General features: G+C 48.7%; 22 protein-coding genes and 7 pseudogenes. 21 read left to right on the forward strand and 8 right to left on the reverse strand.

What is annotated here, in order from left to right; translation table 11 throughout:
• Window positions 1-20 precede the first annotated feature (20 nt).
• From ACQGXV_RS25655 to ACQGXV_RS25680, 6 genes and pseudogenes are all read left to right on the forward strand, one after another.
• A complete protein-coding gene (locus ACQGXV_RS25655) occupies window positions 21-386 on the forward strand; it encodes an IS630 transposase-related protein (RefSeq protein ID WP_440862584.1) in 366 nt (121 codons plus the stop codon).
• Window positions 310-843, forward strand: coding sequence for an IS630 family transposase (locus ACQGXV_RS25660; protein ID WP_440862665.1), 534 nt, complete (start codon window positions 310-312; stop codon window positions 841-843). Before ACQGXV_RS25655 ends, ACQGXV_RS25660 begins: the two co-directional genes overlap by 77 nt.
• 564 nt (window positions 844-1,407) lie before the next feature.
• Window positions 1,408-2,619, forward strand: coding sequence for an IS256 family transposase (locus ACQGXV_RS25665; RefSeq protein ID WP_440863612.1), 1,212 nt, complete (start codon window positions 1,408-1,410; stop codon window positions 2,617-2,619).
• 390 nt (window positions 2,620-3,009) lie between these two features.
• Window positions 3,010-3,132: a hypothetical protein gene (locus tag ACQGXV_RS25670; RefSeq protein ID WP_440863613.1), complete on the forward strand. Its 123-nt coding sequence runs from the start codon at window positions 3,010-3,012 to the stop codon at window positions 3,130-3,132.
• Window positions 3,129-3,797, forward strand: a pseudogene (locus ACQGXV_RS25675) (replication protein); the annotation flags it as partial. The gene ACQGXV_RS25670 and the pseudogene ACQGXV_RS25675, both read left to right, overlap by 4 nt.
• Window positions 3,797-4,171, forward strand: coding sequence for a DnaB-like helicase N-terminal domain-containing protein (locus ACQGXV_RS25680; protein ID WP_440863614.1), 375 nt, complete (start codon window positions 3,797-3,799; stop codon window positions 4,169-4,171). The pseudogene ACQGXV_RS25675 and the gene ACQGXV_RS25680, both read left to right, overlap by 1 nt.
• 3 nt (window positions 4,172-4,174) lie before the next feature.
• On the opposite strand, the pseudogene ACQGXV_RS25685 reads toward ACQGXV_RS25680, so the two are convergent.
• A pseudogene (locus ACQGXV_RS25685) lies at window positions 4,175-5,342 on the reverse strand (IS3 family transposase).
• 185 nt (window positions 5,343-5,527) lie between these two features.
• On the opposite strand from ACQGXV_RS25685, the gene ACQGXV_RS25690 reads away from it, so the two are divergent.
• Window positions 5,528-5,812 carry a hypothetical protein gene (locus ACQGXV_RS25690; protein WP_440863615.1) on the forward strand — a complete coding sequence of 95 codons (285 nt, stop codon included), beginning with the start codon at window positions 5,528-5,530 and terminating at the stop codon, window positions 5,810-5,812.
• A 10-nt stretch (window positions 5,813-5,822) separates the two neighbouring features.
• Here ACQGXV_RS25690 and ACQGXV_RS25695 read toward each other — a convergent pair whose 3' ends face one another.
• The gene (locus ACQGXV_RS25695) at window positions 5,823-6,962 is read right to left on the reverse strand and encodes a hypothetical protein (RefSeq protein WP_440863616.1); all 1,140 of its coding nucleotides are present in this window, start codon (window positions 6,960-6,962) and stop codon (window positions 5,823-5,825) included.
• Window positions 6,963-7,505: 543 nt separating this feature from the next.
• On the opposite strand from ACQGXV_RS25695, the gene ACQGXV_RS25700 reads away from it, so the two are divergent.
• From ACQGXV_RS25700 to ACQGXV_RS25735, 8 genes and pseudogenes are all read left to right on the forward strand, one after another.
• The gene (locus ACQGXV_RS25700) at window positions 7,506-7,988 is read left to right on the forward strand and encodes a transposase (RefSeq protein WP_440863617.1); all 483 of its coding nucleotides are present in this window, start codon (window positions 7,506-7,508) and stop codon (window positions 7,986-7,988) included.
• Between the two features lie 32 nt (window positions 7,989-8,020).
• Window positions 8,021-9,204, forward strand: a pseudogene (locus ACQGXV_RS25705) (integrase core domain-containing protein).
• A 51-nt stretch (window positions 9,205-9,255) separates the two neighbouring features.
• The gene (locus ACQGXV_RS25710) at window positions 9,256-9,858 is read left to right on the forward strand and encodes a hypothetical protein (protein ID WP_440863618.1); all 603 of its coding nucleotides are present in this window, start codon (window positions 9,256-9,258) and stop codon (window positions 9,856-9,858) included.
• 120 nt (window positions 9,859-9,978) lie between these two features.
• A complete protein-coding gene (locus tag ACQGXV_RS25715; RefSeq protein WP_440863619.1) occupies window positions 9,979-10,296 on the forward strand; it encodes a hypothetical protein in 318 nt (105 codons plus the stop codon).
• Between the two features lie 218 nt (window positions 10,297-10,514).
• Window positions 10,515-11,366 carry a transposase family protein gene (locus ACQGXV_RS25720; RefSeq protein WP_440863620.1) on the forward strand — a complete coding sequence of 284 codons (852 nt, stop codon included), beginning with the start codon at window positions 10,515-10,517 and terminating at the stop codon, window positions 11,364-11,366.
• A 299-nt stretch (window positions 11,367-11,665) separates the two neighbouring features.
• Window positions 11,666-11,827: a hypothetical protein gene (locus ACQGXV_RS25725; protein WP_440867841.1), complete on the forward strand. Its 162-nt coding sequence runs from the start codon at window positions 11,666-11,668 to the stop codon at window positions 11,825-11,827.
• Window positions 11,828-12,373: 546 nt separating this feature from the next.
• Window positions 12,374-12,841, forward strand: a pseudogene (locus ACQGXV_RS25730) (hypothetical protein); the annotation flags it as partial.
• A pseudogene (locus ACQGXV_RS25735) lies at window positions 12,838-13,065 on the forward strand (hypothetical protein); the annotation flags it as partial. The pseudogenes ACQGXV_RS25730 and ACQGXV_RS25735, both read left to right, overlap by 4 nt.
• Here ACQGXV_RS25735 and ACQGXV_RS25740 read toward each other — a convergent pair.
• Window positions 13,059-13,196, reverse strand: coding sequence for a hypothetical protein (locus ACQGXV_RS25740; RefSeq protein WP_440863621.1), 138 nt, complete (start codon window positions 13,194-13,196; stop codon window positions 13,059-13,061). The pseudogene ACQGXV_RS25735 and the gene ACQGXV_RS25740 sit on opposite strands and share 7 nt — an antisense overlap.
• On the opposite strand from ACQGXV_RS25740, the gene ACQGXV_RS25745 reads away from it, so the two are divergent.
• Window positions 13,181-13,840, forward strand: coding sequence for a tail fiber assembly protein (locus ACQGXV_RS25745; protein WP_440863622.1), 660 nt, complete (start codon window positions 13,181-13,183; stop codon window positions 13,838-13,840). The genes ACQGXV_RS25740 and ACQGXV_RS25745 overlap by 16 nt on opposite strands.
• Here ACQGXV_RS25745 and ACQGXV_RS25750 read toward each other — a convergent pair.
• Together ACQGXV_RS25750 and ACQGXV_RS25755 are read right to left on the reverse strand one after the other, a co-directional pair.
• Window positions 13,824-14,804 (reverse strand): Rpn family recombination-promoting nuclease/putative transposase, encoded by a 981-nt coding sequence (locus tag ACQGXV_RS25750; protein WP_440863623.1) that lies wholly within the window; start codon window positions 14,802-14,804, stop codon window positions 13,824-13,826. The genes ACQGXV_RS25745 and ACQGXV_RS25750 overlap by 17 nt on opposite strands.
• Before the next feature lie 316 nt (window positions 14,805-15,120).
• A complete protein-coding gene (locus tag ACQGXV_RS25755; protein ID WP_440863624.1) occupies window positions 15,121-15,540 on the reverse strand; it encodes a tyrosine-type recombinase/integrase in 420 nt (139 codons plus the stop codon).
• Between ACQGXV_RS25755 and ACQGXV_RS25760 the strand changes: the two are divergent.
• Window positions 15,527-16,403, forward strand: a pseudogene (locus ACQGXV_RS25760) (IS256 family transposase); the annotation flags it as partial. The gene ACQGXV_RS25755 and the pseudogene ACQGXV_RS25760 sit on opposite strands and share 14 nt — an antisense overlap.
• 76 nt (window positions 16,404-16,479) lie before the next feature.
• Complete coding sequence (locus tag ACQGXV_RS25765) at window positions 16,480-17,403, forward strand: IS5 family transposase (protein ID WP_440863625.1); 924 nt, start codon at window positions 16,480-16,482, stop codon at window positions 17,401-17,403.
• Between the two features lie 58 nt (window positions 17,404-17,461).
• Here the strand turns inward: ACQGXV_RS25765 and ACQGXV_RS25770 are convergent.
• A pseudogene (locus tag ACQGXV_RS25770) lies at window positions 17,462-17,737 on the reverse strand (transposase); the annotation flags it as partial.
• An 85-nt stretch (window positions 17,738-17,822) separates the two neighbouring features.
• On the opposite strand from ACQGXV_RS25770, the gene ACQGXV_RS25775 reads away from it, so the two are divergent.
• From ACQGXV_RS25775 to ACQGXV_RS25785, 3 genes are all read left to right on the forward strand, one after another.
• A complete protein-coding gene (locus ACQGXV_RS25775; RefSeq protein WP_440862939.1) occupies window positions 17,823-18,722 on the forward strand; it encodes a transposase family protein in 900 nt (299 codons plus the stop codon).
• Window positions 18,664-19,599, forward strand: a complete 936-nt coding sequence (locus ACQGXV_RS25780; protein ID WP_440867612.1) for an IS30 family transposase — start codon at window positions 18,664-18,666, stop codon at window positions 19,597-19,599. The genes ACQGXV_RS25775 and ACQGXV_RS25780 overlap by 59 nt, the downstream gene beginning before the upstream one ends.
• 243 nt (window positions 19,600-19,842) lie before the next feature.
• The gene (locus ACQGXV_RS25785) at window positions 19,843-20,214 is read left to right on the forward strand and encodes a helix-turn-helix domain-containing protein (RefSeq protein ID WP_440863626.1); all 372 of its coding nucleotides are present in this window, start codon (window positions 19,843-19,845) and stop codon (window positions 20,212-20,214) included.
• 71 nt (window positions 20,215-20,285) lie between these two features.
• On the opposite strand, the gene ACQGXV_RS25790 is transcribed toward ACQGXV_RS25785, so the two are convergent.
• Both ACQGXV_RS25790 and ACQGXV_RS25795 read right to left on the reverse strand, forming a co-directional pair.
• Window positions 20,286-21,023: a carbonic anhydrase family protein gene (locus tag ACQGXV_RS25790; RefSeq protein ID WP_440863627.1), complete on the reverse strand. Its 738-nt coding sequence runs from the start codon at window positions 21,021-21,023 to the stop codon at window positions 20,286-20,288.
• 296 nt (window positions 21,024-21,319) lie between these two features.
• Entirely contained in the window at window positions 21,320-22,783 is a 1,464-nt protein-coding gene (locus ACQGXV_RS25795; RefSeq protein ID WP_440863628.1) for an AMP nucleosidase, read from the reverse strand.
• Between the last annotated feature and the right edge of the window lie 13 nt (window positions 22,784-22,796).

Genomic DNA, 22,796 nt, shown 5'->3' on the forward strand with positions numbered 1-22,796 from the left:
ATTTTGATTACATTATTTAAATGAGCTATTCAATTGATTTTAGACGTAAAGTGATATCTACACGGAAAAACGAAGGGTTGAGTATCCGAGAAACAGCGAAGCAATTTCGGATTGGCCCTGCCTCTGTATCGCGTTGGATTAATCAAATAGAGTCAAAAGCATCGACCACGCGTCAGCGAAAGATCGATAAATCCGAGTTGATAAAAGATGTTGAACAATATCCAGATGCTTACCAAAAAGAACGTGCAGAGCGTTTTGGCGTTTGTCAGAAGGCCATTTGGCAAGCGCTTAAAAAGCTGGGATTGACCTATAAAAAAAACTCTACGTCATCCGAAAGCCGACGAAAACGCCCGGCAGGGATTTCAACAAAAAAAACAACAGTATGAAAAAGAAGGTAAACCTATTGTTTTTATTGATGAAAGTGGTTTTTCACACGATGCCCCACGGACTCACGGCTATTCCCCAAAAGGTCAACGGTGCTTTGGCCTGAAGAACTGGGGAGCTAGGGGAAGAACAAATGTTATCGGCGCTTTATTAGGCACAACGCTGTTTGCTATCGGATTATTTGATATCAATATTAACAGCGATGTTTTCTATGCCTGGGTCACACAAGTCCTTATCCCAGTACTCCCTAAAAACAGTGTAATCATGATGGACAATGCCACTTTTCACAAAAAACATAATATTCAACAAGTCATCATCGATGCAGGGTATATGGTGGAGTATTTGCCTACATATTCGCCAGATCTTAACCCAATTGAGCATAAATGGGCACAAGCAAAAAGCAAAAAAAGAGAGATGGGTTGCGATACAGAGAGTTTGTTCTCAGTCCATATGGTGTAATCAAAATTAAGTCGCTTGGCTATAAGTGCTTTGCGTCTTTCTGGCTTCTGACCTAAAGCTTTATCGATACGGGATGACACCAGTTCACGCCGGATGGCTTCTGCCTTGCGTCTGGTATGACGGCGAATAGCGGCGTTTGTTTTGCTAACAGGATTAACGGATTTACGGTAAATGATAGTAGCCATGCTCCCCTCCAATAGATGGTTTTGGTGGTGTGGTGAGCCAGTGGTGGCCCTGGTGTTGGCTATAATTTTTATTCAGCCCACCACACCCCAAAAACATCTGGGTAAAGGTTCGCCACGTTGTCGGTGGCTTCCGTAGAGCACGAGGCTCGTTGTAAAAAGAGCGGTTAAAACAGAGCAGACTCATTAATCTGCTGTGTTTTAATGCCTGGTTTACTTCTCCACCTCAGGCGGCGGTGGTATCCTCTGTTCACCACAAACCAAGAGGAAATCGGTATGTCAACTACCCAAGAGTTAGAAACAAAAATTCTTAACTTTCTTGCGAGAGTGTAAAAAGATCTGTGTAAATGGCATTTTGAGGAAAACCTTCAGAGGACAAAAAATGCCTATCAGCAACGAACTTATTGACCAACTGCTTCAGGATTGCCACTCCCCTCAGGAGCTTCTGGGTGAATCAGGCCTACTCAAGGAGCTGACTAAAAGACTGGCGGAACGGGTTCTTGAAGCTGAGATGGAGATACACCTTGGGTATGCTAAGCATGACCCGGCTGGTAATAATTCAGGCAACTCCCGCAATGGCAAGACATCCAAGAGCGTACGTAGCCAAAATGGGGCGCTCGAGCTCGATATTCCGCGCGACCGCAACAGTACCTTCGAGCCGACACTGCTCGGTAAGCACGAAAAGCAGCTTAACGGCTTCGATGACCGCATTATTTCTCTCTATTCCAGAGGGCTATCAACCCGTGATATTCAGGCTCACTTTAAAGAAGTCTACGGGGTCGATGTTTCCGCTGGCTTCATTTCTCAAGTGACCAATGCCGTGATGGATGACGTTAAGCGCTGGCAGCAACGGCCGCTGGATGCGTTTTATCCCATTGTTTACCTTGACTGTATTGTGGTCAAAAGCCAGGACGGCGGAGCCGTGACCAACAAGTCTGTTTACTTGGCTCTAGGCATCAACGGCCAGGGCGAAAAAGAGCTTCTGGGGCTATGGATAGCCAAAACCGAGGGGGCCAAGTTCTGGTTATCTGTAATGACAGAACTGAAAAATCGTGGGCTACAGGACATCTTCATCGCCTGCTGCGATGGCCTGAAGGGCTTTCCTGATGCCATTGAAGCTGTTTACCCGCATACGCGGGTACAGCTCTGCATCGTGCATCAGGTGCGGAACTCGCTGCGCTACGTCGGCTGGAAAGAGCGTAAAGCCGTTGCTGCTGACCTGCGCACTATCTATAGTTCCGCAACGCTAGAGGGCGCTGAAGAGGCCCTGGATGCCTTCGCGGCCAAATGGGATGAGCAGTTCCCGACGATCAGCCCATCGTGGAGAAATAATTGGGAACGTCTCATCGTCATTTTTGATTTTCCGCCGGAGATCCGCAAGGTTATCTACACCCCCAACGCGATAGAGTCGTTAAATGCTTCATTGCGCAAGATAACGAAAACGCGACGAATATTTCCAACGGATGACTCGGTGCTAAAATTATTCTATCTAGCCTTGCATAATATCTCGGCTAAATGGACCCTACCAATCAGAGACTGGAAACCGGCTATGAGCCAATTCATGTTGATGTATGGAGATCGGATTTCCGGTTAAGCGATGGAGCCATTTACACGAAATTCTTTACAGACTCTTTCTTGCTGCCAAAACACCGCCAATTCAATCTGTCGAAGATAAGGATCATTTCTTATCTTTAGCTGATGAAGGCTTTGTTGAATAAATAGATTTTATGCTGCCAGCCCAGTGAAACGACTGAACTCATAAAAGTAAAATCATTAAGTTATACCCCATGAGAAAACGGAAAATCTGAGATGACAAGCATTTTCTACCAAAACTGGCATGGAAAAACAGCATGATTACCTATTATTCAACAAAGCCGCTGATGAAAGCACTCTTGCCGCTACCCTCTACAATTTGGAGAAAAAGGGTCTGGTTATCAGTGGCGTCATGTATGGCGCTGACAATTCGCATCAGATCAGTCTTGATATGATAGAAATTACAGGTCATGGACTTATAGCCAACCGACTTAAAAATGATTGCATCCTATGCCCTGATATGCGGCAAAGAAGCATAGCTGGCTGTTATCAAAATAATGTCGCTTGGCTATAGAGGAGATGATCGGTAAACATCACACCCATTGTTCCACAGCCAAAAACAATCTAATCAGGAAGAAAGTTCTGATTCAGGAAGGGCGGAAGGTTGGCATGAACACCAATATTTCTGAGTGGAAAACCAAAAATAACGGATTCTGCAAAACATTAGCGGAAGTTGCTAAGAAAACCTTAGCGGAACCTGCTAATGCACCTAAGCAGAAAGTGCTAAACACAAAAGACAATATTCAAAAGACAATAAATACAAATACCCAAACCCACGAAGTGGGATTGTCAGAGGGGGAGAAATTAACCCCACGGCAGAGAGGCACCAATCCCATAGCCAAAGGCACAAATCCACGCGCAAGCATTCCAGCGTTTGATCGCGAACGTTTCAAGCACACCTGGAACAGCAAAGCCGAAAAACACGGACTGCCAAAAATTCGCAGTGTGACCACCACTGTCGAGAACGGGGTGAAACGCTTATGGGCCTCCTACCTGAAGCAATGCCGCGAACTGGGCAGGGAGCCAAGGGATATCCACGGTCTCCTGGACGGCTATATCGGGTTCGGCTACACCCCCACTGCGTGGGCCTGCGGTGCCAATCCCGAAGGCAAAAAATACGGCATTGAGACCGCCTTGCGTCAGGAAAAGATCGACCAAATCCTTGCGGAGGATGCCTGATGGACAGTTACGAGTTTGAAGAGCAGCTGGTCGGCCCAATGATGCTCAAAGGCGATCATATCGACTGCCGGGATATCGCTGGGAAGCTACCTGCAGAAGCCTTTGAGAATTTTCACCTGCGCAAGATGTACGAGGTGATCACCGCACTGCTGGCGAAAGCGGAGCCGGTAGACCAGTTCACCGTCCAGTCCGGCGTTCCTGAAGAAACGAAAAATCTGGTTCTGGACGTTGCCAAGCGGTGTTGGTCTGCCGCAAACATCATCGCATGGGCTAAGCGAGTATGTCAGTGCTGGATGCTGCGCAAGGGTAAGCTTGAATTACTTCGCGCTGTGTCGCTTCTTGACGGTGCAGGCACACACGATATCAACGTGTAGTGGTCAACTAAATTTGGCCACCCTACCTGACTGTTGATGGAACAGCCGTTCTGATTCATTTGGTGTTAACCCACCGCGTTATACCAGTGAGGTCTGACATCGCTATAATAATGGGTTATGTAGCGAATAATGGATGATTGAGCAGTACTAAAGCTTTGGTAGCCAGTCGTTGGCACCCATTCAGTCTTCAGACTACGGAAGAATCGCTCCATCGGACTATTATCCCAACAATTTCCTCTGCGACTCATACTTTGGGTCATCTGATAACGCCACAATGCCTGCCTATGCTGACGACTGGTGTAATGGCTTCCTTGGTCACTATGAAACATGACTTGTTTGGGATGCCCACGCAGTTCCCAAGCCATTTGTAGTGCTTTGGCTGTTAATTCTGAATCTGGCGAAAACGACATTGCCCAACCCACGGGTTTTCGGGCAAATAAATCTAATACCACCGCCAGATACGCCCATCGGGCGCCTGTCCAAATATAGGTTACACCGCCGCACCAAACCTGGTCAGGCTTGGTAACAGCGAACTGCCTATTGAGCAGATTTGGAATATCAATACGTTCATTTCCACCGCGGTTGTATTGATGTTTTCTTGTTTGGCAACTAACGAGGGTTAATTCTTTCATCAACTTACCCGCTAACCACCGCCCAAGTTTCACGTCGTGTGTATTGGTAACCATCGTGGCGATAGTCCTTGCGCCCGCAGACCCGCCACTAACGTTCCACGCTTCGCTGACCAGGCTACGTTTTATCGTCCGCTCAATATCTGGCTCCTTAGGTCGACACCAATAGCGATAACTGCTTCGGTGAACATTAAAAATACGACACAACGCTTTCACTGGATAAAGCGCTCTTAGCTTTTCAACTACCGAGAATTTTTCAGTGAGTCGGACATTAAGAGCGCAGTAGCCTTTTTTAAGATGGCATTCTCCATTTCCAGTCGGTGGATTTTTTTCTTCATTTCTCTGAACTCAATTTGTTCAGGTGTTAATGGCAGACCAGGCGATGTTTTCCCTTGACGTTCTAAACGAAGGGCTCTTACCCACCGGCTAATCGCTGAAAGACTGACGTTCATGGCTTTCGCGGCTTCCTGGTAGGTATAATTTTGGACAAGGACTAATTTGGCGGTTTCACATTTAAATTCAGCAGTAATTATTTTACTCATTTTGGCACCTATAAAAATTATGAGGTAAGCATATCACCTCTACTTAGGTGGCCAAATTCAGTATGCCACTACAGGCCACGCCACCGTTAATTTACAGCCACTGCATTCTGCGAACGGTTAAAGATGCCAGCGCTGGCAGTGAGGGCTTGCCGCAGCGCTCCTGGTTGTGGGAGTTCGAACAACCCTTGATCACTGAGAAGGATGCGGAAAGGGCCACTATAGCCAACCGACTTAAAAATGATTACATCCTATGCCCTGATATGCGGCAAAGAAGCATAGCTGGCTGTTATCAAAATAATGTCGCGCTTGGCTATAATACCTTTGTCAATAAGATTGATAGTGGGGAAAAGGTAACCAGCAGCGCATGGACTAATACGGCTAACGCGCTCGGTAACACCGCGCTTGGTGGTTCGGTCAGTGACGTTGTTTCTGGCCTAATCGGTAAGTTACAGGGGGCATTCGGCCTATGAGCACGGAGTATTACCCCTTTTCTGGCAATGAGCAAAAAAGCCTGGAATTTGCGCCAGTACTGGATGGCGCTGTATATAGCCAAGCGACATTATTTTGATAACAGCCAGCTATGCTTCTTTGCCGCATATCAGGGCATAGGATGTAATCATTTTTAAGTCGGTTGGCTATAATGCTAGTAATGTCGGCGATTTTACGTGAACTGTCGTCAATATCATCCATAATGCTGACGACTTGCCCTACGATGGTATTCCCCTGATGAGCGATGTCGGTCGCGTTTTTCGTCAGTGCGGTGGCGCTGTGCGCATTGTCGGCATTAAGTTTTACCGTCGCGGTGATCTGCTCCATGCTTGCGGCTGTCTGCTGTAATGCGGCGGTTTGTTGTTCGGTACGTGAGGCCAGGTCGATATTGCCTGCGGCGATTTCTGTGGCGGCGAGACTCACCGATTCGCTGGTGGTCAGCAATTGCTGAGCGATATCGCGCAACTGGTTTTGCATGGTGTGAATCGCATAGAACAGGCTGCGGGTGTCTTTGGGCTGCACCGGGATGGTGTTGGTGAGTTGCCCATTGGACACGGACAACGCGATGCGTGCCGCTTCTGCCGGTTCGCCACCGATGGGGCGCAACACTTTCCGTGTAAAGATGATGCCCAGTGCGGCAGAGACCACAACAATGCTGATGACCATCAGCAGTAACGCGATATTGCGCTGGCGCTCCGTTGCGGCAAGCACGGCATCAATGGGAGCCGACAGCCCCAATAGCCACGGCGTGCCGGTGTTGCCAATGGTCACCGGAATGGTGAGGTCGTAGGATGCCGTTTTGAGTACCGGGTTTTCAGCGCTGGTGCGTATCGAGACCCCTTCAGACGCTGATTTTAGCAGGCTATCAGCATGGGCGGCGGGTTTGGTTACCTGCGCCTTATCGGGGTAGGCGATATAGGCACCGGATTGTGATAACAGCTCGGCGTAGCCGGTGCCTTTATAGGGCTTGATGGCATTGATAAGCTGTTGCAGCGTATCCAATGAAAAATCTGCCGTTACCGAGCCAAGAAAGTTGCCGTCAACCACGATGGACACCGCCATCGAGGTGAGCAGCACCTCTACGCCATTATAGGGATAGCTGTAGGGTTCAAGAATCACCTCCTGTTTCATCTTGCGCGGCAGTAGATATAGCCAACCGACTTAAAAATGATTACATCCTATGCCCTGATATGCGGCAAAGAAGCATAGCTGGCTGTTATCAAAATAATGTCGCTTGGCTATACAGCGCCCGGATTAAATGGAACATAGCCGCGCAGCGATGGTATCTGCTTATCACGGATAACTCAGGAAGCGTGTTGCTTAACACCGCAATGGTTGGCTCTACAACGCAAGGTGGTATAAACCTTATTTCTGGTGCTTTTTCTCAAACATCCCTGATATGGCGCGAGAAAAACGCACAAATAGAGGTGAGCACTTAATGCGCTATTACGAGATAAATATACTGGATAGCAAAAATCAGGTGATCCGGCAGTATTCCAGCCTCAGAAGCGGGGTGTATACCCTGGCTGCCTGATGGTTGAGTTCGACATCCCGCGTTTCGGAGAATCAACCCCAGCAGGAGAGGCACACCTGACCATCTGGGGGATTCCCCCCATGTCAGGGTAGTTGTCGCCTCTGAGTGAAAAAAAATCTAGGGGGCTGGAGAAGCTGTTCATGGGAAGCTATTCGCCAGAACGTAAAGCGGCTGTGATCGCCAGAATGTTGCCGCCGCATAGTCAGTCTATTTACCAGATATCCCGCCTGGAAGGCATTCCCGCCAATACGCTTTATGGCTGGCGGTCTCAGGCTGGAATTCCGACTCAGTCGGCAGCCAGTGAGAGTAAACTCCACCTGGAGTGGTCTCAGGATGCGCGCTTCGCCGTTATCGTTGAAACCGCGCCGCTTTCTGCTCATGCTGTGGCTGAATACTGTCGCCGTAAAGGCCTCTATCCTGAACAGATTCAGCAGTGGAAGGACGAGTTTATGCAGCCAGGTCAGCGTGCAGAAAGAGCCTTAATAAAGAAACAACAAAAAGAAATTCAGCAGCTTAATCGTGAAATAGCCCGCAAGGACAAAGCCCTCGCCGAAGCGGCGGCACTGCTCATTCTGGAAAAAAAGCTCAAGGCGTTCTTCGACGAAGAACGCGAGGTCGAATGACGCGCACAGCCGACAGGTTACGGCTGATGAAGATGCTGGAGGAGGCTGCCACTGCCGGCGTCCGGCAAAGCGATGCCTGCAGGTCTGTAGGTATTAGCGAGCGGACGTTCCAGCGCTGGCGGCTAAGTCCTGACGACCGGCGACCGACGGCATCACGGCCGATGCCGAAAAACAGGCTCAGTGCTGAAGAGGAACAGCAGGTGCTGGCCATCTGCCATGAGCCACGATTCGCCAGTCTGTCGCCGGCGCAAATCGTACCGGCACTAGCCGATGAGGGGCGTTACGTTGCCAGTGAATCGACGTTTTACCGGGTGTTGCGCCGTGCCGGAGAGGTCAGTCATCGCGGGCGTCAGCAGGCCCCGCAAAGTAAGCCGCTGTCGACATGGAAGGCGATCGCGCCGAACCAGGTGTGGTCGTGGGACATCACCTGGCTGAAGTCGCTGACGGCGGGTCACTGGTTCTACCTGTATCTCATATAGCCAACCGACTTAAAAATGATTACATCTTATGCCCTGATATGCGGCAAAGAAGCATAGCTGGCTGTTATCAAAATAATGTCGCTTGGCTATAGAAGATGTGTTCAGTCGCAAAATAGTGGGTTATGAGGTGTACCCGGTCGAAAGCGGCGAGTATGCAGCAGAACTGCTGAAGCGAACGGTGCTGAGCGAGCGCTGCTGGCAGGAGCCGCTGGTACTGCATGCGGATATAGCCAAGCGACATTATTTTGATAACAGCCAGCTATGCTTCTTTGCCGCATATCAGGGCATAGGATGTAATCATTTTTAAGTCGGTTGGCTATAACGGTGCACCGATGAAGTCACAGGTGCTGCAGGTGAAGCTTGCGGAGCTGAAGATAACCCCGTCACACAGTCGGCCGCGGGTAAGCAACGACAACGCCCACGTGGAATCGCTGTTCAGGATGCTGAAATACGTGCCTGCATGGTCTGAAAAAGGCTTTGCAACGCTGGAAGATGCGCGAGCCTGGGTGGAAACCTTCGTCGGCTGGTACAACGAGGAACATCGCCATAGCGGTATCCGGTATGTCACGCCGGGCCAGCGGCACAGAGGCGAAGACAGCCAGTTGCTGGTAAAGCGAAAATCGGTGTATGAGGCAGCAAAAATGCAGAACCCGCATCGTTGGTCAGGGCCAACAAGAAACTGGGAGCGGCAGGACGAAGTGTGGCTAAATCCGGAACGGGAAAAACAGGCCGTATGAATCAACTGGGGCGACAACTACCTTGACACGCACCGGATTGGCACACAGGAAATGCAGCAAGCTAGGCAAAATCTGTATGAAAAGAAAATTCAGATAGTTGCCGGAATGTCGCCAGGATTGCCGCTGGCGGGAAAATGGAACCTTAAATTAGCCATTGAAGGCACGATTTTTCAGGTATTCGGCAACTGGCAGGGTACCGATCTGAGGCTGGATTTTATTATCGTCTCAGGCCCTATCAATGACAGCGACCCGCAAAGCCTTGCCCCGATTCAACTGACTTTCCCATGGCGAGCGGGCACGGCACTCTCCGTAGCCCTGACTCAGTGCCTTATGAATCTTGGTGGTGGATACCGCCCTAATATCAGCGTTAGCGATCGTCTGGTTCTTAATTATGACTGGCCGATGTTTTGTGGTTCTATTAAGGACCTGGCGCAAAAAATAAAGTCCTTTTCACTTTCCCGCATAAGAGACCCTGGATATTCTGGCGTAGAAATAGCGCTCGTCAATGGTAATGAAATCAGGGTGTGGGACAATGATTATGCCAACCATGCCGATAAAGCATCGAAAGCGAGTGCGTCCGCCAGAGTAAAAAACCCCATTCAGATCGAATTCGTTGATTTGGTGGGGCAGCCCACGTGGGGCTTTGTTGAATAATTTAACCGTTTGATTTACATCTTCTTTAGTTAGAATGCATTTACAGAGAATGTATTTTGTTAGAACGACAAATCAAATAGTTAGCACAATAAAAAGCATTCCGAGAGGAAAAATTAGTCGTTGAAATTTTATAATGCTTATATAAATCAGTATCTTAAATTATTCAACAAAGCCCCCACGTGGATAAATTTTGGTGTTGTCAGTCTCATCTGTGTGATGCGTGCAGACATTCAGACGGGCGACCACATCCTGATGCCTAAGCGCGCCAGACCCATGATCCAGGCCTCATCATATTCTCATTACCGGGATGACTCTGCTTTCACAGGCGAGTTTATTGTGCGATCGGTGCGTCTGCTGGGAAACAGTCGGCAGCCGAATGCAGAGTCATGGATAACCATCATTGAAGCGGGAGTGCGCAAGCCGGTAGGTGGTAAATGAGTATTGAGCAGAAAGTAAACTTTGCCAGAAACATGAATCGGTTTACCGACCAAAAGCTGGAGGAAGCCTTTCAGAGCGCCGGAAAGGTTCTTCCGGCCAGCATCGTAAGCCAATCGGGAAATAGGGTCACAGTAAACTAGTTGCTGAATAGAGACTTGCATTTTTTGTCAGGCTATTGAGAATAAAAAGAGGTTTAACTTAGAGAATAAAGGTTTGAAATGATCAACAAAGAGCGGTTGTTACGAGATAATCGTTTATGTAAAGCAATCATTGGATTATCAGTCGAAGAATTGAAAAATTTAGCCGCTGAATTTTCAGCTTGTTATTTGATTTATCGGAAAAAGAATCGAAAAGATCACGAGCGGCAGATGGGTGCAGGGCAGAAAGGATTTATCCCAACCCCATTAGATAAACTGCTTTTTATTTTATTGTATTTAAAATGTTATCCGACCTATGATTTGCAAGGACTTCTTTTTGGTTTAGATAGAACACGGGTATGTCGCTGGGTAAAAATATTATTGCCGGTTTTAGAGATGACCTTGGGGCGAGAATGTGTTTTGCCCGCTCGTCAAATTCGCTCTGCTGAGGAATTTTTTCGCGCCTTTCCTGGAGTTAAAGACGTCTTTATTGATGGGACAGAGCGACCTGTCCAAAAGCCTAAGAATCTGCGTCGGCGAAAAAAAATGTATTCGGGAAAGAAAAGACAGACCACTCGAAAAGGGCTTATTATGACTGACGAAACAAGGCAAATTGGATTTATCCCCATGAGCAAAAATGGGCGCCGTCACGATAAACGCTTACTCGATAAAGTCGATATAATTCGCCATATTCCTCCTGAGGTAACCATCTGGGCAGATACCGGTTTTCAAGGTATAGATAAACAGCATCCTAATACACAAATCCCAAAAAAAGGAACTCGAAAAAGACCTTTATCGCCTGAACAAAAACAAGAAAATAAAATAATCTCGGGCATCCGTATTACAGTTGAACACGCCATCGCGGGTATCAAGCGCCTCGGTTGCATGACCCAAATTTTACGGAATCGTAGACCCTTTATTGGGCTTTGTTGAATAATTTAAGATACTGATTTATATAAGCATTATAAAATTTCAACGACTAATTTTTCCTCTCGGAATGCTTTTTATTGTGCTAACTATTTGATTTGTCGTTGTAACAAAATACATTCTCTGTAAATGCATTCTAACTAAAGAAGATGTAAATCAAACGGTTAAATTATTCAACAAAGCCCCTTTATTGATGATACCTTCTTACTTCTTAGCGCCGGTCTTTGGAATTTCCATCTCAGAACAGCGTAAAATTTACTTCAATCACCGAAACACCCTTATTTCACTATTAAGCAACACGCTTAGTGTCGTTTGAGTTGCGTGATACCCCCTACGTTTTCCCACAGGTAACCATCCCGCTGTTTGGACCCCAATATATCCGCTACCCGAAGCAACCGGGCGACAAAGGCATTGTTATCCCGGCAGACGGCTTTGTTGAGGCTTTGTTGAATAATTTAAGATACTGATTTATATAAGCATTATAAAATTTCAACGACTAATTTTTCCTCTCGGAATGCTTTTTATTGTGCTAACTATTTGATTTGTCGTTGTAACAAAATACATTCTCTGTAAATGCATTCTAACTAAAGAAGATGTAAATCAAACGGTTAAATTATTCAACAAAGCCCTTTGTTGAATAATTTAAGATACTGATTTATATAAGCATTATAAAATTTCAACGACTAGTTTTTCCTCTCGGAATGCTTTTTATTGTGCTAACTATTTGATTTGTCGTTCTAACAAAATACATTCTCTGTAAATGCATTCTAACTAAAGAAGATGTAAATCAAACGGTTAAATTAGGCTTTGTTGAATAATTTAACATGCTGATTTACATAATTATTATAACACTTCAACAACTAAGTTTTCCAGCCGTAATGCTTTTTATTGTGCTAACTACTTGATTTGTCGTTCTAACAAAATACAGTCTCTGTACATGCATTCTACCTAAAGAAGATGTAAATCAAACGGTTAAATTATTCAACAAAGCCGTTAAATTATTCAACAAAGCCCCGGCAGACACGTATCTTGGCGGCGTAAGCGGGCAAGGGGGCGGCGTGGCAGACCTTACCCCCCCAGCCAACCTTAGCGCGCTGGTTTTCTTGCCCATCAGCAACACTGAGTGGGGAGCGGTGAATGGCCAGGTGCTGACCCTGTATGGTCCCGAGGGTGTCACTATTCGTGACGCTGGCAGCAACACCACGTTTCTGCTCACACCGCAAAGCATCACTATAGCTACCCCTGATTCCTTTAAGGTGACCGTAGGGGGAACGGTTCTCACTCTGACCCAGGAAGGGTGGTCGCTCACCGGCCAGAGTGGAACCCTTCAAGACAACACGGCCAGTACGAGCCCACGCATCATGCATGAAGGGTGGCAGCAATTATTACAATGGCTGAACGCCCATCAACACAGCAATGGTAATGGCGGGGGGAACACGGGCGGCCCGATAAGTGGGTTTGATGGGAGCATAACAGGATGAGAACTTACGGCAGAGATCCCGGCGGCAAGTGGGTTATGGTCGAGACGGATGCCAACGGTTTTAATGACGCCGTGTACCTGACCACACTTGTGCAAAACCTGAAACTGGCGCCGGAGGAATCCCCTTTCTATGCACAAAATGGCATCCCGGCCAACAGTTCGGTTGTCCAGCAGGTGCTGCCCACGTATTACGTGAACAGATTGCAGCAGCAGTTTAGTCAATATAGCCAAGCGACATTATTTTGATAACAGCCAGCTATGCTTCTTTGCCGCATATCAGGGCATAGGATGTAATCATTTTTAAGTCGGTTGGCTATAACTACATCGTGAGAGCCGCATAATGAGCATCTATTCAACTGATATTGAAACCGCAGAATTAGGCGCAAACGGCCTCAGCAAAAAGGCGGGTTGGATCACTGTTTATCAAGCGCACCCGGTCACGCGCGAATACCAAAGCGCCAGCATGGAATACCTCATGTTCGATGTAGGCCTTCCAGCCCACAGTTACCCCGATAAGCCAGAGTTACCGCCTGTTGGGCAAGCGCTATGTCGCGCGGCAGATGGCAAGTCATGGGAGCACGTGGAGGATAATCACGGCCAGACAGTTTACAGTACCGAAACACGGCAGGAACAGATTGTCACCCAATTCGGCGAACTGCCGGATAACCTCACGTTACTGAAACCACAAACCGAATTTGATGTGTGGAACGGGAAAAAATGGGTGACAGACACGCAAGCCCAGCAAGCGGCTGAATCACGAGCTGCGCAGCAGGAGGCACAACAGGCGTTAACCTCACGTCTTACCGTGGCGAATACGCGTATTCAGCCACTTCAGGATGCGGTAGACCTCGATATGGCCACGGAGACAGAAAGGGCGCAACTTGTTGCGTGGAAGAAATACCGCGTGCTGCTTAATCGGCTGGATATAAGCAAAGCGGCGGCTATAAACTGGCCTGAGCCGCCGGACGCGGAAAAGGCGGGGATTAATGCCCGTGGTTGAACAGGGAAGCCAGTTCATCATCGGACAGGCCGGTATAGCGCTTGATGGCTGATTTTCCTACACCATCAGCAAGAAGTTGCCTTGCAATTTTGAGCGAGGCGCTATGCTCGCCTTCTTGGCGACCTTCTTGGCGACCGAGTTGTACGCCTTCATGAACACCATCCTGTCGGCCTAACTGGTAGCCTTCCTGCTTGCCCTTCTGGATGCCCTTGGCTTCAAGCTGCTCTGCAATGGTCATGATGTCCTCCCGATAGTCAATGGCTGTGGCGGCGATATATTGTAGGAATTGCTCTTCATCCGACGTATTTCCCCGCTCTGCAATATAGTATATCAGGCTACGGAACTGCTCTTTCGGTATCGCCCATAGATTGAGTAGGCGGGCGATATCGGTTGCCAGTCCCAGCATGTCCCGTGTACGGATGTGTTTTTGCACCAATTCTAGCAGCGCTACCCGCCGATGCTGGAGTATTTCATCATCCGGCATAGCCGTGATATCAACCAACGGGAATGCCTGCGTATAGACTGATTCTGCCATTTCAGGGTCAGCAAAGCAATCGAGCCATTGTGTGCTGTAGGGGTAGGGCGACGTGGTGCCGTGGTAGAACAGGAGCGGGATGACTACGGGCAAGGTCTCGTTACCTTGCTCAAGGTGCCGCTGCATGGCTGCCACACTGTACCGTAGCAGCCTGAATGCCATGAGCTTTTCTGGCCTGCTCTGGTGCTCGATGAGTGTATAAATGTAGCCTTTCCCCGCATTCGTCTGCACGGAATAGAGCATATCCGAACACTGGGTGCGCAGGTCGTCTTCGATAAAGCTGCCCGACTCCATTGCCAACGTACTGAAGTCGCAGCGTTCACGCAGGTGGGGCGGCAGATGGATTTCCAAAAAGTCTCGGGCCACAGCGATATCGCCGAGAAACTTTTTGAACAGCGAATCGTGTTGTGAGAGTGAAGATGTTGTCATTGGCGCAGTATACCTTGCTCAGGTTACGGTATGCCATCGAAATCCCCCTCCCTCAAGTCTGTCAAATTTGGGCGATTCTGGCGTAGCTAGCAAGTCGAAATGGACGGTAACGTATTGATAAAAATGTCGTGTATTGTCGTGCTTTGTTGTGTTTTGTCGCCTATTTCTTGAGCGATAAATTCATTCAATACATTGATATTTATAGTTTTTATGTATTTTAACTCTGCTGTGTGTCGCACAGCGGCATTAAAATATCACCCTTTTCATTCAGTGAGTTACAAACAATCGATCGAAATTACTCGAAATTCGATCGAAATTATTCAATCTGCTTCCATTCAGCCCCCCGGTCATCGCGGTACCTATCTGTCATGGCAGAGCTTTTGTGACCTAACAATTTTTGTGCATATTCTTTCCCTTTCTCATCGGTGTAGAGACGCGCTGACAAACTTCTGATTTCATGAAATGAGGGAGGTTTGCGTTCCCATATTAATCCTGATATACGGCGCGCCTTCAAAAAAGCGGCAGATATCGTTTTTGCGGCAAATTGCTTGTATTTAGCGTTTGCGACGATATGTGCTCTCCCGTTGTTTAATCTCCTAAACTGGTTCAGTACATCGGCAAGGCATAAATTGAGGCAGTCGATGTGGGTTGTCTGGGAGAAAGAGACTGTAAAATAATCTGTGTAAATGGCATTTTGAGGAAAACCTTCAAAGGATAACAAAATGCCTATCAGCAACGAACTTATTGACCAACTGCTTCAAGATTGTCACTCCCCTCAGGATCTGCTGGGTGAATCAGGCCTACTCAAGGTGCTGACTAAAAGACTGGCGGAACGGGTTCTTGAAGCTGAGATGGAGATGCACCTTGGGTATGCTAAGCATGACCCGGCTGGTAATCATTCAGGCAACTCCCGCAATGGCAAGACATCCAAGAGCGTACGTAGCCAAAATGGGGAGATCGAGCTCGATATTCCGCGCGACCGCAACAGTACCTTCGAGCCGACACTGATCGGTAAGAACGAAAAACAGCTTAACGGCTTCGATGACCGCATTATTTCTCTCTATTCCAGAGGGTTATCAACCCGTGATATTCAGGCACACTTTAAAGAAGTCTACGGGGTCGATGTTTCCGCTGGCTTCATTTCTCAAGTGACCAATGCTGTGATGGATGAAGTTAAGCGCTGGCAGCAACGGCCGCTGGATGCGCTTTATCCCATTGTTTACCTTGACTGTATTGTTGTCAAAAGCCAGGACGGCGGAGCCGTGGCCAACAAGTCTGTTTATCTGGCCCTCGGCGTCAACGGCCAGGGCGAAAAAGAGCTGCTGGGGCTATGGATAGCCAAAACTGAGGGGGCCAAGTTCTGGTTATAGCCAAGCGACATTATTTTGATAACAGCCAGCTATGCTTCTTTGCCGCATATCAGGGCATAGGATGTAATCATTTTTAAGTCGGTTGGCTATATCTGTGATGACAGAACTGAAAAATCGTGGGCTAAAGGACATCTTCGTCGCCTGCTGCGATGGCCTGAAAGGCTTTCCTGATGCCATTGAAGCTGTTTACCCGCATACGCGGGTACAGCTCTGCATTGTGCATCAGGTGGGCTTTGTTGAATAAATCGAACTTTCAGGGGATCGCCGGATCAGAGCACTATCATCGCTCCCGATAGCAGCTCCCCATGGCAAAGCAAAAGTTTAAAATCACCAACTGGCCCACCTACAACAAAGCACTCAGACAACGCGGCTCCCTGACGGTCTGGCTTGATGAGTCCACCATCGCTGCATGGACTGACAGTGCTTCGCCTGAAGGTCGTGGTCGGCCGCTTTACTACACCGATATGGCTGTTACCACGGTTTTGATGATAAAGCGCGTGTTTAACCTGTCGCTCCGGGCATTACAGGGCTTTGTCGACTCGGTTTTTACACTGATGAGCCTGCCACTGCGCTGCCCGGACTACTCTCTGGTCAGTCGGCGGGCAAAAACCGTCAGTATCAGCATAAAAACGCCAACGCGTGGTGAAATCTCGCATCTGGTCATCGACAGTACCGGTCTGAAGGTCTTTGGCGAAGGTGAATGGAAAGTCAGGCAGCATGGGGCTGACAGACGAAGAGTGTGGCGCAAGCTTCATCTGGCAGCAGACAGTGCGACGCATGAGATTATCTGTGCCGACTTATCGCTCAGCGGAACGACAGATGCGCAGGCACTGCCGGGCCTGATTAACCAAACCCACCGAAAAATCAGGGAAGTGTCAGCAGACGGTGCTTATGACGCCCGTTACTGCCACGATGCGTTGCTAAGAAAGAAAATCAGGCCCCTTATCCCGCCGCGAAGCGGAGCCAAATACTGGCCGGACAAGTACCATGAACGTAACCATGCGGTGGCGAATCAGCGTCTGAGCGGGAGTAATGATATGTGGAAAAAGAAAGTGGGTTATCACCGGCGTTCAGTGGCAGAAACAGCGATGTTCCGCATAAAAACTTTGCTGGGTGGCCATCTGAGCCTGCGTGACTATGAGGCTCAAGTAGGTGAAGCCATAGCGATGGTCAAAGCGCTGAACCGTATGACGTTGTTGGGTATGCCACACAGCGTCAGGATAGGATAACAGGTGTAGCAGAGGGAGTCATCCTGTCGGCTAATTCTGATTTATTCAACAAAGCCTAGATAACCTTGCGGATCTCCGGCGGAAAGTCAAAAATGACGATGAGACGTTCCCAATTATTTCTCCACGACGGGCTGATCGTCGGGAACTGCTCATCCCATTTGGCCGCGAAGGCATCCAGGGCCTCTTCAGCGCCCTCTAGCGTTGCGGAACTATAGATGGTGCGCAGGTCAGCAGCAACGGCCTTACGCTCTTTCCAGCCGACGTAGCGCAGCGAGTTCCGCACCTGATGCACAATGCAGAGCTGTACCCGCGTATGCGGGTAAACAGCTTCAATAAACTAGTTGCTGAATAGAGACTTGCATTTTTTGTCAGGCTATTGAGAATAAAAAGAGGTTTAACTTAGAGAATAAAGGTTTGAAATGATCAACAAAGAGCGGTTGTTACGAGATAATCGTTTATGTAAAGCAATCATTGGATTATCAGTCGAAGAATTGAAAAATTTAGCCGCTGAATTTTCAGCTTGTTATTTGATTTATCGGAAAAAGAATCGAAAAGATCACGAGCGGCAGATGGGTGCAGGGCAGAAAGGATTTATCCCAACCCCATTAGATAAACTGCTTTTTATTTTATTGTATTTAAAATGTTATCCGACCTATGATTTGCAAGGACTTCTTTTTGGTTTAGATAGAACACGGGTATGTCGCTGGGTAAAAATATTATTGCCGGTTTTAGAGATGACCTTGGGGCGAGAATGTGTTTTGCCCGCTCGTCAAATTCGCTCTGCTGAGGAATTTTTTCGCGCCTTTCCTGGAGTTAAAGACGTCTTTATTGATGGGACAGAGCGACCTGTCCAAAAGCCTAAGAATCTGCGTCGGCGAAAAAAAATGTATTCGGGAAAGAAAAGACAGACCACTCGAAAAGGGCTTATTATGACTGACGAAACAAGGCAAATTGGATTTATCCCCATGAGCAAAAATGGGCGCCGTCACGATAAACGCTTACTCGATAAAGTCGATATAATTCGCCATATTCCTCCTGAGGTAACCATCTGGGCAGATACCGGTTTTCAAGGTATAGATAAACAGCATCCTAATACACAAATCCCAAAAAAAGGAACTCGAAAAAGACCTTTATCGCCTGAACAAAAACAAGAAAATAAAATAATCTCGGGCATCCGTATTACAGTTGAACACGCCATCGCGGGTATCAAGCGCCTCGGTTGCATGACCCAAATTTTACGGAATCGTAGACCCTTTATTGATGATACCTTCTTACTCCTTAGCGCCGGTCTTTGGAATTTCCATCTCAGAACAGCGTAAAAGTTACTTCAATCACCGAAACACCCTTATTTCACTATTAAGCAACACGCTTAATGGTGTCTACTGCTGTAGAAGGGCGGACACTCTGGCCCGGGAACGCCGTCATAAGCCTCTGCCAAACAATGCTTTTTACCCGTTGGAGCCACACATTCAGAACTTCATCAGGCAGGCGCTTTCCACTCACTCTTCACCTGAAATCATCAGTGGCCGTTTGCACCTGGAATTCGGTATATCTGTCAGCAAGAATACGCTATATCGCTATATCCTGCAGGAGAGACAGGCTGGCGGGGAGCTATATCAGCAACTTCCTCATCGGGGAAAACGTTACAGGTACAATGCCGAAAACCTCAAATCAGGCCCTATTCCCAACCGTGTTGGTATTGAGTATCGCCCAGCTCAAGCCGAGCTTAAACAGGAGCCTGGCCACTTCGAAATTGACACTATTTTTGGCAAAGACCAGAAGTCATTCTTGTTAACCATCGTAGATAAAGCATTGAAAACCGTCATCATTCGCAAACTGCCTAATAAGCGTGCGGAGACTGTGGTTGCTGCTTTCAGGGACATTGAAGCTAATACCTTTTGCAAGTTTAAGACCCTAACAGCTGATAACGGCCCTGAATTCGCTCTGCACGAGCAAATTACTCAAATCACAGGGGCGCAGGTCTACTTTGCCCATCCTTATCATTCCTGGGAGAGGGGCTTGAATGAGCACACCAACGGGCTGATACGACGTTTTTACCCAAAGGGAACAGACTTCAGTCAGGTCAGTCATCGTAAGATTGCCGAACTCGAACACATACTCAATACAAGGGGCAGAAAATCGCTGGGCTATCGTTCCCCCAATGAGGTATTTTTAACGCACTTACTGGTGGCATAAGCCTCTACCGTTTTGTTGCGTTTCGAGTGGGAATGGGGCGGGCATCCGTATTACAGTTGAACACGCCATCGCGGGTATCAAGCGCCTCGGTTGCATGACCCAAATTTTACGGAATCGTAGACCCTTTATTGATGATACCTTCTTACTCCTTAGCGCCGGTCTTTGGAATTTCCATCTCAGAACAGCGTAAAATTTACTTCAATCACCGAAACACCCTTATTTCACTATTAAGCAACACGCTCATTGAATCTGCTGGCGGCACACCGTTATTTGTTTGAAGAGACACGGGAGTCGGCCCGCTTACACCCTCAGGATGTGGTTGCGGTGGAGCGCGCCCGCGATTGGATGGTGTCGCACCTGAATGAAACGCTCTATCTCGGCGCGCTGGCATTGGTGGCTGGTCTAAGCGAATACAAGCTCAAGCTGGCGTTTCATCGCCATTTCAACACCACGCCGGGGCAGATGTTGTTGCAATTGCGCATGGAAGAGGCGCACCGTTTGTTGGAGCAAGGCTTACAGGTTGCGCAAGTGGCTTGGCGGGTGGGATACCGTCACGCCAACAATTTTAGCGTGGCGTTTTGGCGTTATTATGAGCGCTACCCGAAATCCATTTAACCCGGTGTGAATGCCGTGACAGCTTGACTGCCACGGCAGGGAGATTAGGGTTCATTCTTCTTTGGTAGTTATCAACTCAGAAACTCAACTTCGCCACCAACCAGGTGGTACATACTGCCGACGATCTTGATTTTGCCCTCTTGTTCCAGCTTTTTCAGAATCGGGCTGTGTTCACGAATGTGTTCGACGGTGAGTGCCACATTGGTTTTCGCTACCGCATCGACAAACGCCATGTTTTTGCCTGTGCGATCACCCTCATAGGCGGTTTTCTCGACGGCTGGTTTAATCTTGTTCAGCAACCCGGTCAGGTTGCCCAACTCAACATTGTCTATCGCACCCGCCACGGCACCACAGGCGGTATGGCCCATCACCAGCACCACTTTGGCTCCTGCTGCCGCACACGCGAACTCCATACTGCCCAGAATGTCTTCATTCTGCACGTTGCCTGCCACGCGCGCGTTAAACGTCTCGCCAATGCACGTATCCAGCAAAATTTCAGCGGGAGCACGCGAGTCGATACAACTTAAAATCACTGCTGCGGGGAACTGGCCCTCTTGGCTGCTGATTTTTTGCGCCACGAAGTCATGCTGTTGCATTTTTCCTTCCCGAAAGCGCATATTGCCCGCTTTAAAGCTTTTGATGAAATCGTCGGGCGTCATGCTGTCACGCTGTGCTTTAGTCAAAGAGGCGGCATAGGTCACGTGGGGAACCGTAAACCCACTGATACCAGTGAGTGCAAGCACGGAGAGGGCGGCAGTGCGCTTAATCACAGCACGGCGCGATGGTTCGGGAGCGTCGAACGTATTCATAATAATACCTCATTTTTATTGTTGGTATGGCGGCGCCGCCGCCTGGTTCAGGACGTCAATGACACGCCAGCTACGTGATAGGTAGCGGTGATAATAATGGCTGTTGGTAATTAATTGCGGTAAGTGTAGTTGCGCTACAGATAGGGCTGTGGCTGGTGAGGTAACATAACGTCACTGTGCAGCCAGTGTTTTTGTTTTTTTTGATTGTGAAACAATGGGTTGTTTGTGTTTTTGCTGTTTATGTCCGGCAATTCTGATAATTGCTGTCGGGCCCGGTAGGGCCCGACAAAGGGCAATCAGCGAAACGGTGGCTCGTTAAACGTGCGAAGTTTACGTGAATGCAGATGGTCGCCTTCTGCGCGTAACAGGTCCATGGCGCAAATACCGATTTGCAGATGCTCGGAGATGGCACCTTCATAAAAACGGTTGGCCTGACCGGGCAGTTTTATTTCACCGTGTAGAGGTTTGTCTGAAACGCACAGCAGCGTGCCGTAAGGCACTCGGAAGCGATAGCCTTGTGCCGCAATCGTCGCACTTTCCATGTCCACGGCCACGGCGCGGCTCAGGTTGAAACGCAGGGCGGAGACGGAGTAGCGCAGTTCCCAATTGCGGTCGTCCGTGGTCACTACCGTGCCGGTACGTAGCCGCTGCTTTACCGCCTCGCCAGCCATACCGCTCACCATTTTGGTGGCGTCATACAACGCGCGCTGCACTTCGGCGATGCTTGGAATAGGGATATCAGGCGGGAGCACGGCATCAAGCACGTGATCGTCACGCAGGTAGGCGTGCGCCAACACATAGTCACCTATGGTCTGGCTTTCGCGTAGACCGCCGCAGTGACCAATCATCAGCCAGGCGTGCGGACGCAGCACGGCAAGATGGTCACAGATGGTTTTGGCGTTGGACGGCCCAACGCCAATATTGATGAGGGTGATCCCCGGTCCTTGTTTGGCAATCAGGTGATAAGCCGGCATCTGATGTTTCTTCCAGGCAACATCGGAAACGCACGCTTCGGCGATCGCGTCTTTGCCGGTGAGGAGGATACCGCCTGCCGCCGCGAGTGCCTCGTAAGGGCTGTCAGGATTGGCGATTTGTTCACAGGCCCAACTCACAAACTCATCCACGTAGCGCGTGTAGTTGGTGAACAGAATATAAGGCTGAAAATGTTCGATGGCTGTGCCCGTGTAATGGCGCAATCGTGCCAGAGAGAAATCGGTACGCAAGGCATCAAAATGTGAAAGCGGGAAGCGGGTATCGGTAGCGTGAAACAGGCCATCTGCGGTTTCATCACCAATTTGTGCCAGTTCCGTGGTGGGAAAGTGCTGCGAAATCCCGGCGGACATCGAGCGTTCCAGTGCTAAATCAGAGCCGTCAATCACATAAGGAAAGGGAATTTCCTGCTGCGACGGGGATACCTCAATGTGTGCGCCGTACTCTTCGACCAGTAAGGTCAGTTGCTCTGACAGATAGCGGCGAAACAGCGCAGGTTGCGTGACCGTGGTGCTGTAACTTCCGCTATGGGTGAAACGCCCATAAGCGCGGGTGCGGCTTTTACCTTGCTGTACGCCATCCCAACTGACGCGTAAGTCCGGGTAAACAAACAATCCATTACGGCGTGCTTCTGCATCGGGCAAGGAGCCATCTGTCACGTAGGCTTTTATGGCTGCGCGTAACGCGTTAACCGCATCGTTATACTGCGAACTCAGTAAATCCAGCGCTTGTGCGGCCGTGAGGCGGGCAGGGGAACCACAATGCGTCATCGTTCTTCCATCC

This window comes from Symbiopectobacterium purcellii, assembly GCF_052050035.1.
Lineage (GTDB): Bacteria > Pseudomonadota > Gammaproteobacteria > Enterobacterales > Enterobacteriaceae > Symbiopectobacterium > Symbiopectobacterium purcellii_A.

Bases quoted from the DNA above. Each gene is read 5' to 3' on its own strand.
- ACQGXV_RS25750 (WP_440863623.1), bottom strand. From the start codon at position 14,804: ATGACAACATCTTCACTCTCACAACACGATTCGCTGTTCAAAAAGTTT.
- ACQGXV_RS25655 (WP_440862584.1), top strand. From the start codon at position 21: ATGAGCTATTCAATTGATTTTAGACGTAAAGTGATATCTACACGGAAA.
- ACQGXV_RS25720 (WP_440863620.1), top strand. From the start codon at position 10,515: ATGATCAACAAAGAGCGGTTGTTACGAGATAATCGTTTATGTAAAGCA.
- ACQGXV_RS25670 (WP_440863613.1), top strand. From the start codon at position 3,010: ATGATAGAAATTACAGGTCATGGACTTATAGCCAACCGACTTAAAAAT.
- ACQGXV_RS25795 (WP_440863628.1), bottom strand. From the start codon at position 22,783: ATGACGCATTGTGGTTCCCCTGCCCGCCTCACGGCCGCACAAGCGCTG.
- ACQGXV_RS25790 (WP_440863627.1), bottom strand. From the start codon at position 21,023: ATGAATACGTTCGACGCTCCCGAACCATCGCGCCGTGCTGTGATTAAG.
- ACQGXV_RS25695 (WP_440863616.1), bottom strand. From the start codon at position 6,962: ATGAAACAGGAGGTGATTCTTGAACCCTACAGCTATCCCTATAATGGC.
- ACQGXV_RS25780 (WP_440867612.1), top strand. From the start codon at position 18,664: ATGATACCTTCTTACTCCTTAGCGCCGGTCTTTGGAATTTCCATCTCA.
- ACQGXV_RS25765 (WP_440863625.1), top strand. From the start codon at position 16,480: ATGGCAAAGCAAAAGTTTAAAATCACCAACTGGCCCACCTACAACAAA.
- ACQGXV_RS25775 (WP_440862939.1), top strand. From the start codon at position 17,823: ATGATCAACAAAGAGCGGTTGTTACGAGATAATCGTTTATGTAAAGCA.
- ACQGXV_RS25700 (WP_440863617.1), top strand. From the start codon at position 7,506: ATGGGAAGCTATTCGCCAGAACGTAAAGCGGCTGTGATCGCCAGAATG.
- ACQGXV_RS25680 (WP_440863614.1), top strand. From the start codon at position 3,797: ATGGACAGTTACGAGTTTGAAGAGCAGCTGGTCGGCCCAATGATGCTC.
- ACQGXV_RS25710 (WP_440863618.1), top strand. From the start codon at position 9,256: ATGCAGCAAGCTAGGCAAAATCTGTATGAAAAGAAAATTCAGATAGTT.
- ACQGXV_RS25665 (WP_440863612.1), top strand. From the start codon at position 1,408: ATGCCTATCAGCAACGAACTTATTGACCAACTGCTTCAGGATTGCCAC.
- ACQGXV_RS25745 (WP_440863622.1), top strand. From the start codon at position 13,181: ATGAGCATCTATTCAACTGATATTGAAACCGCAGAATTAGGCGCAAAC.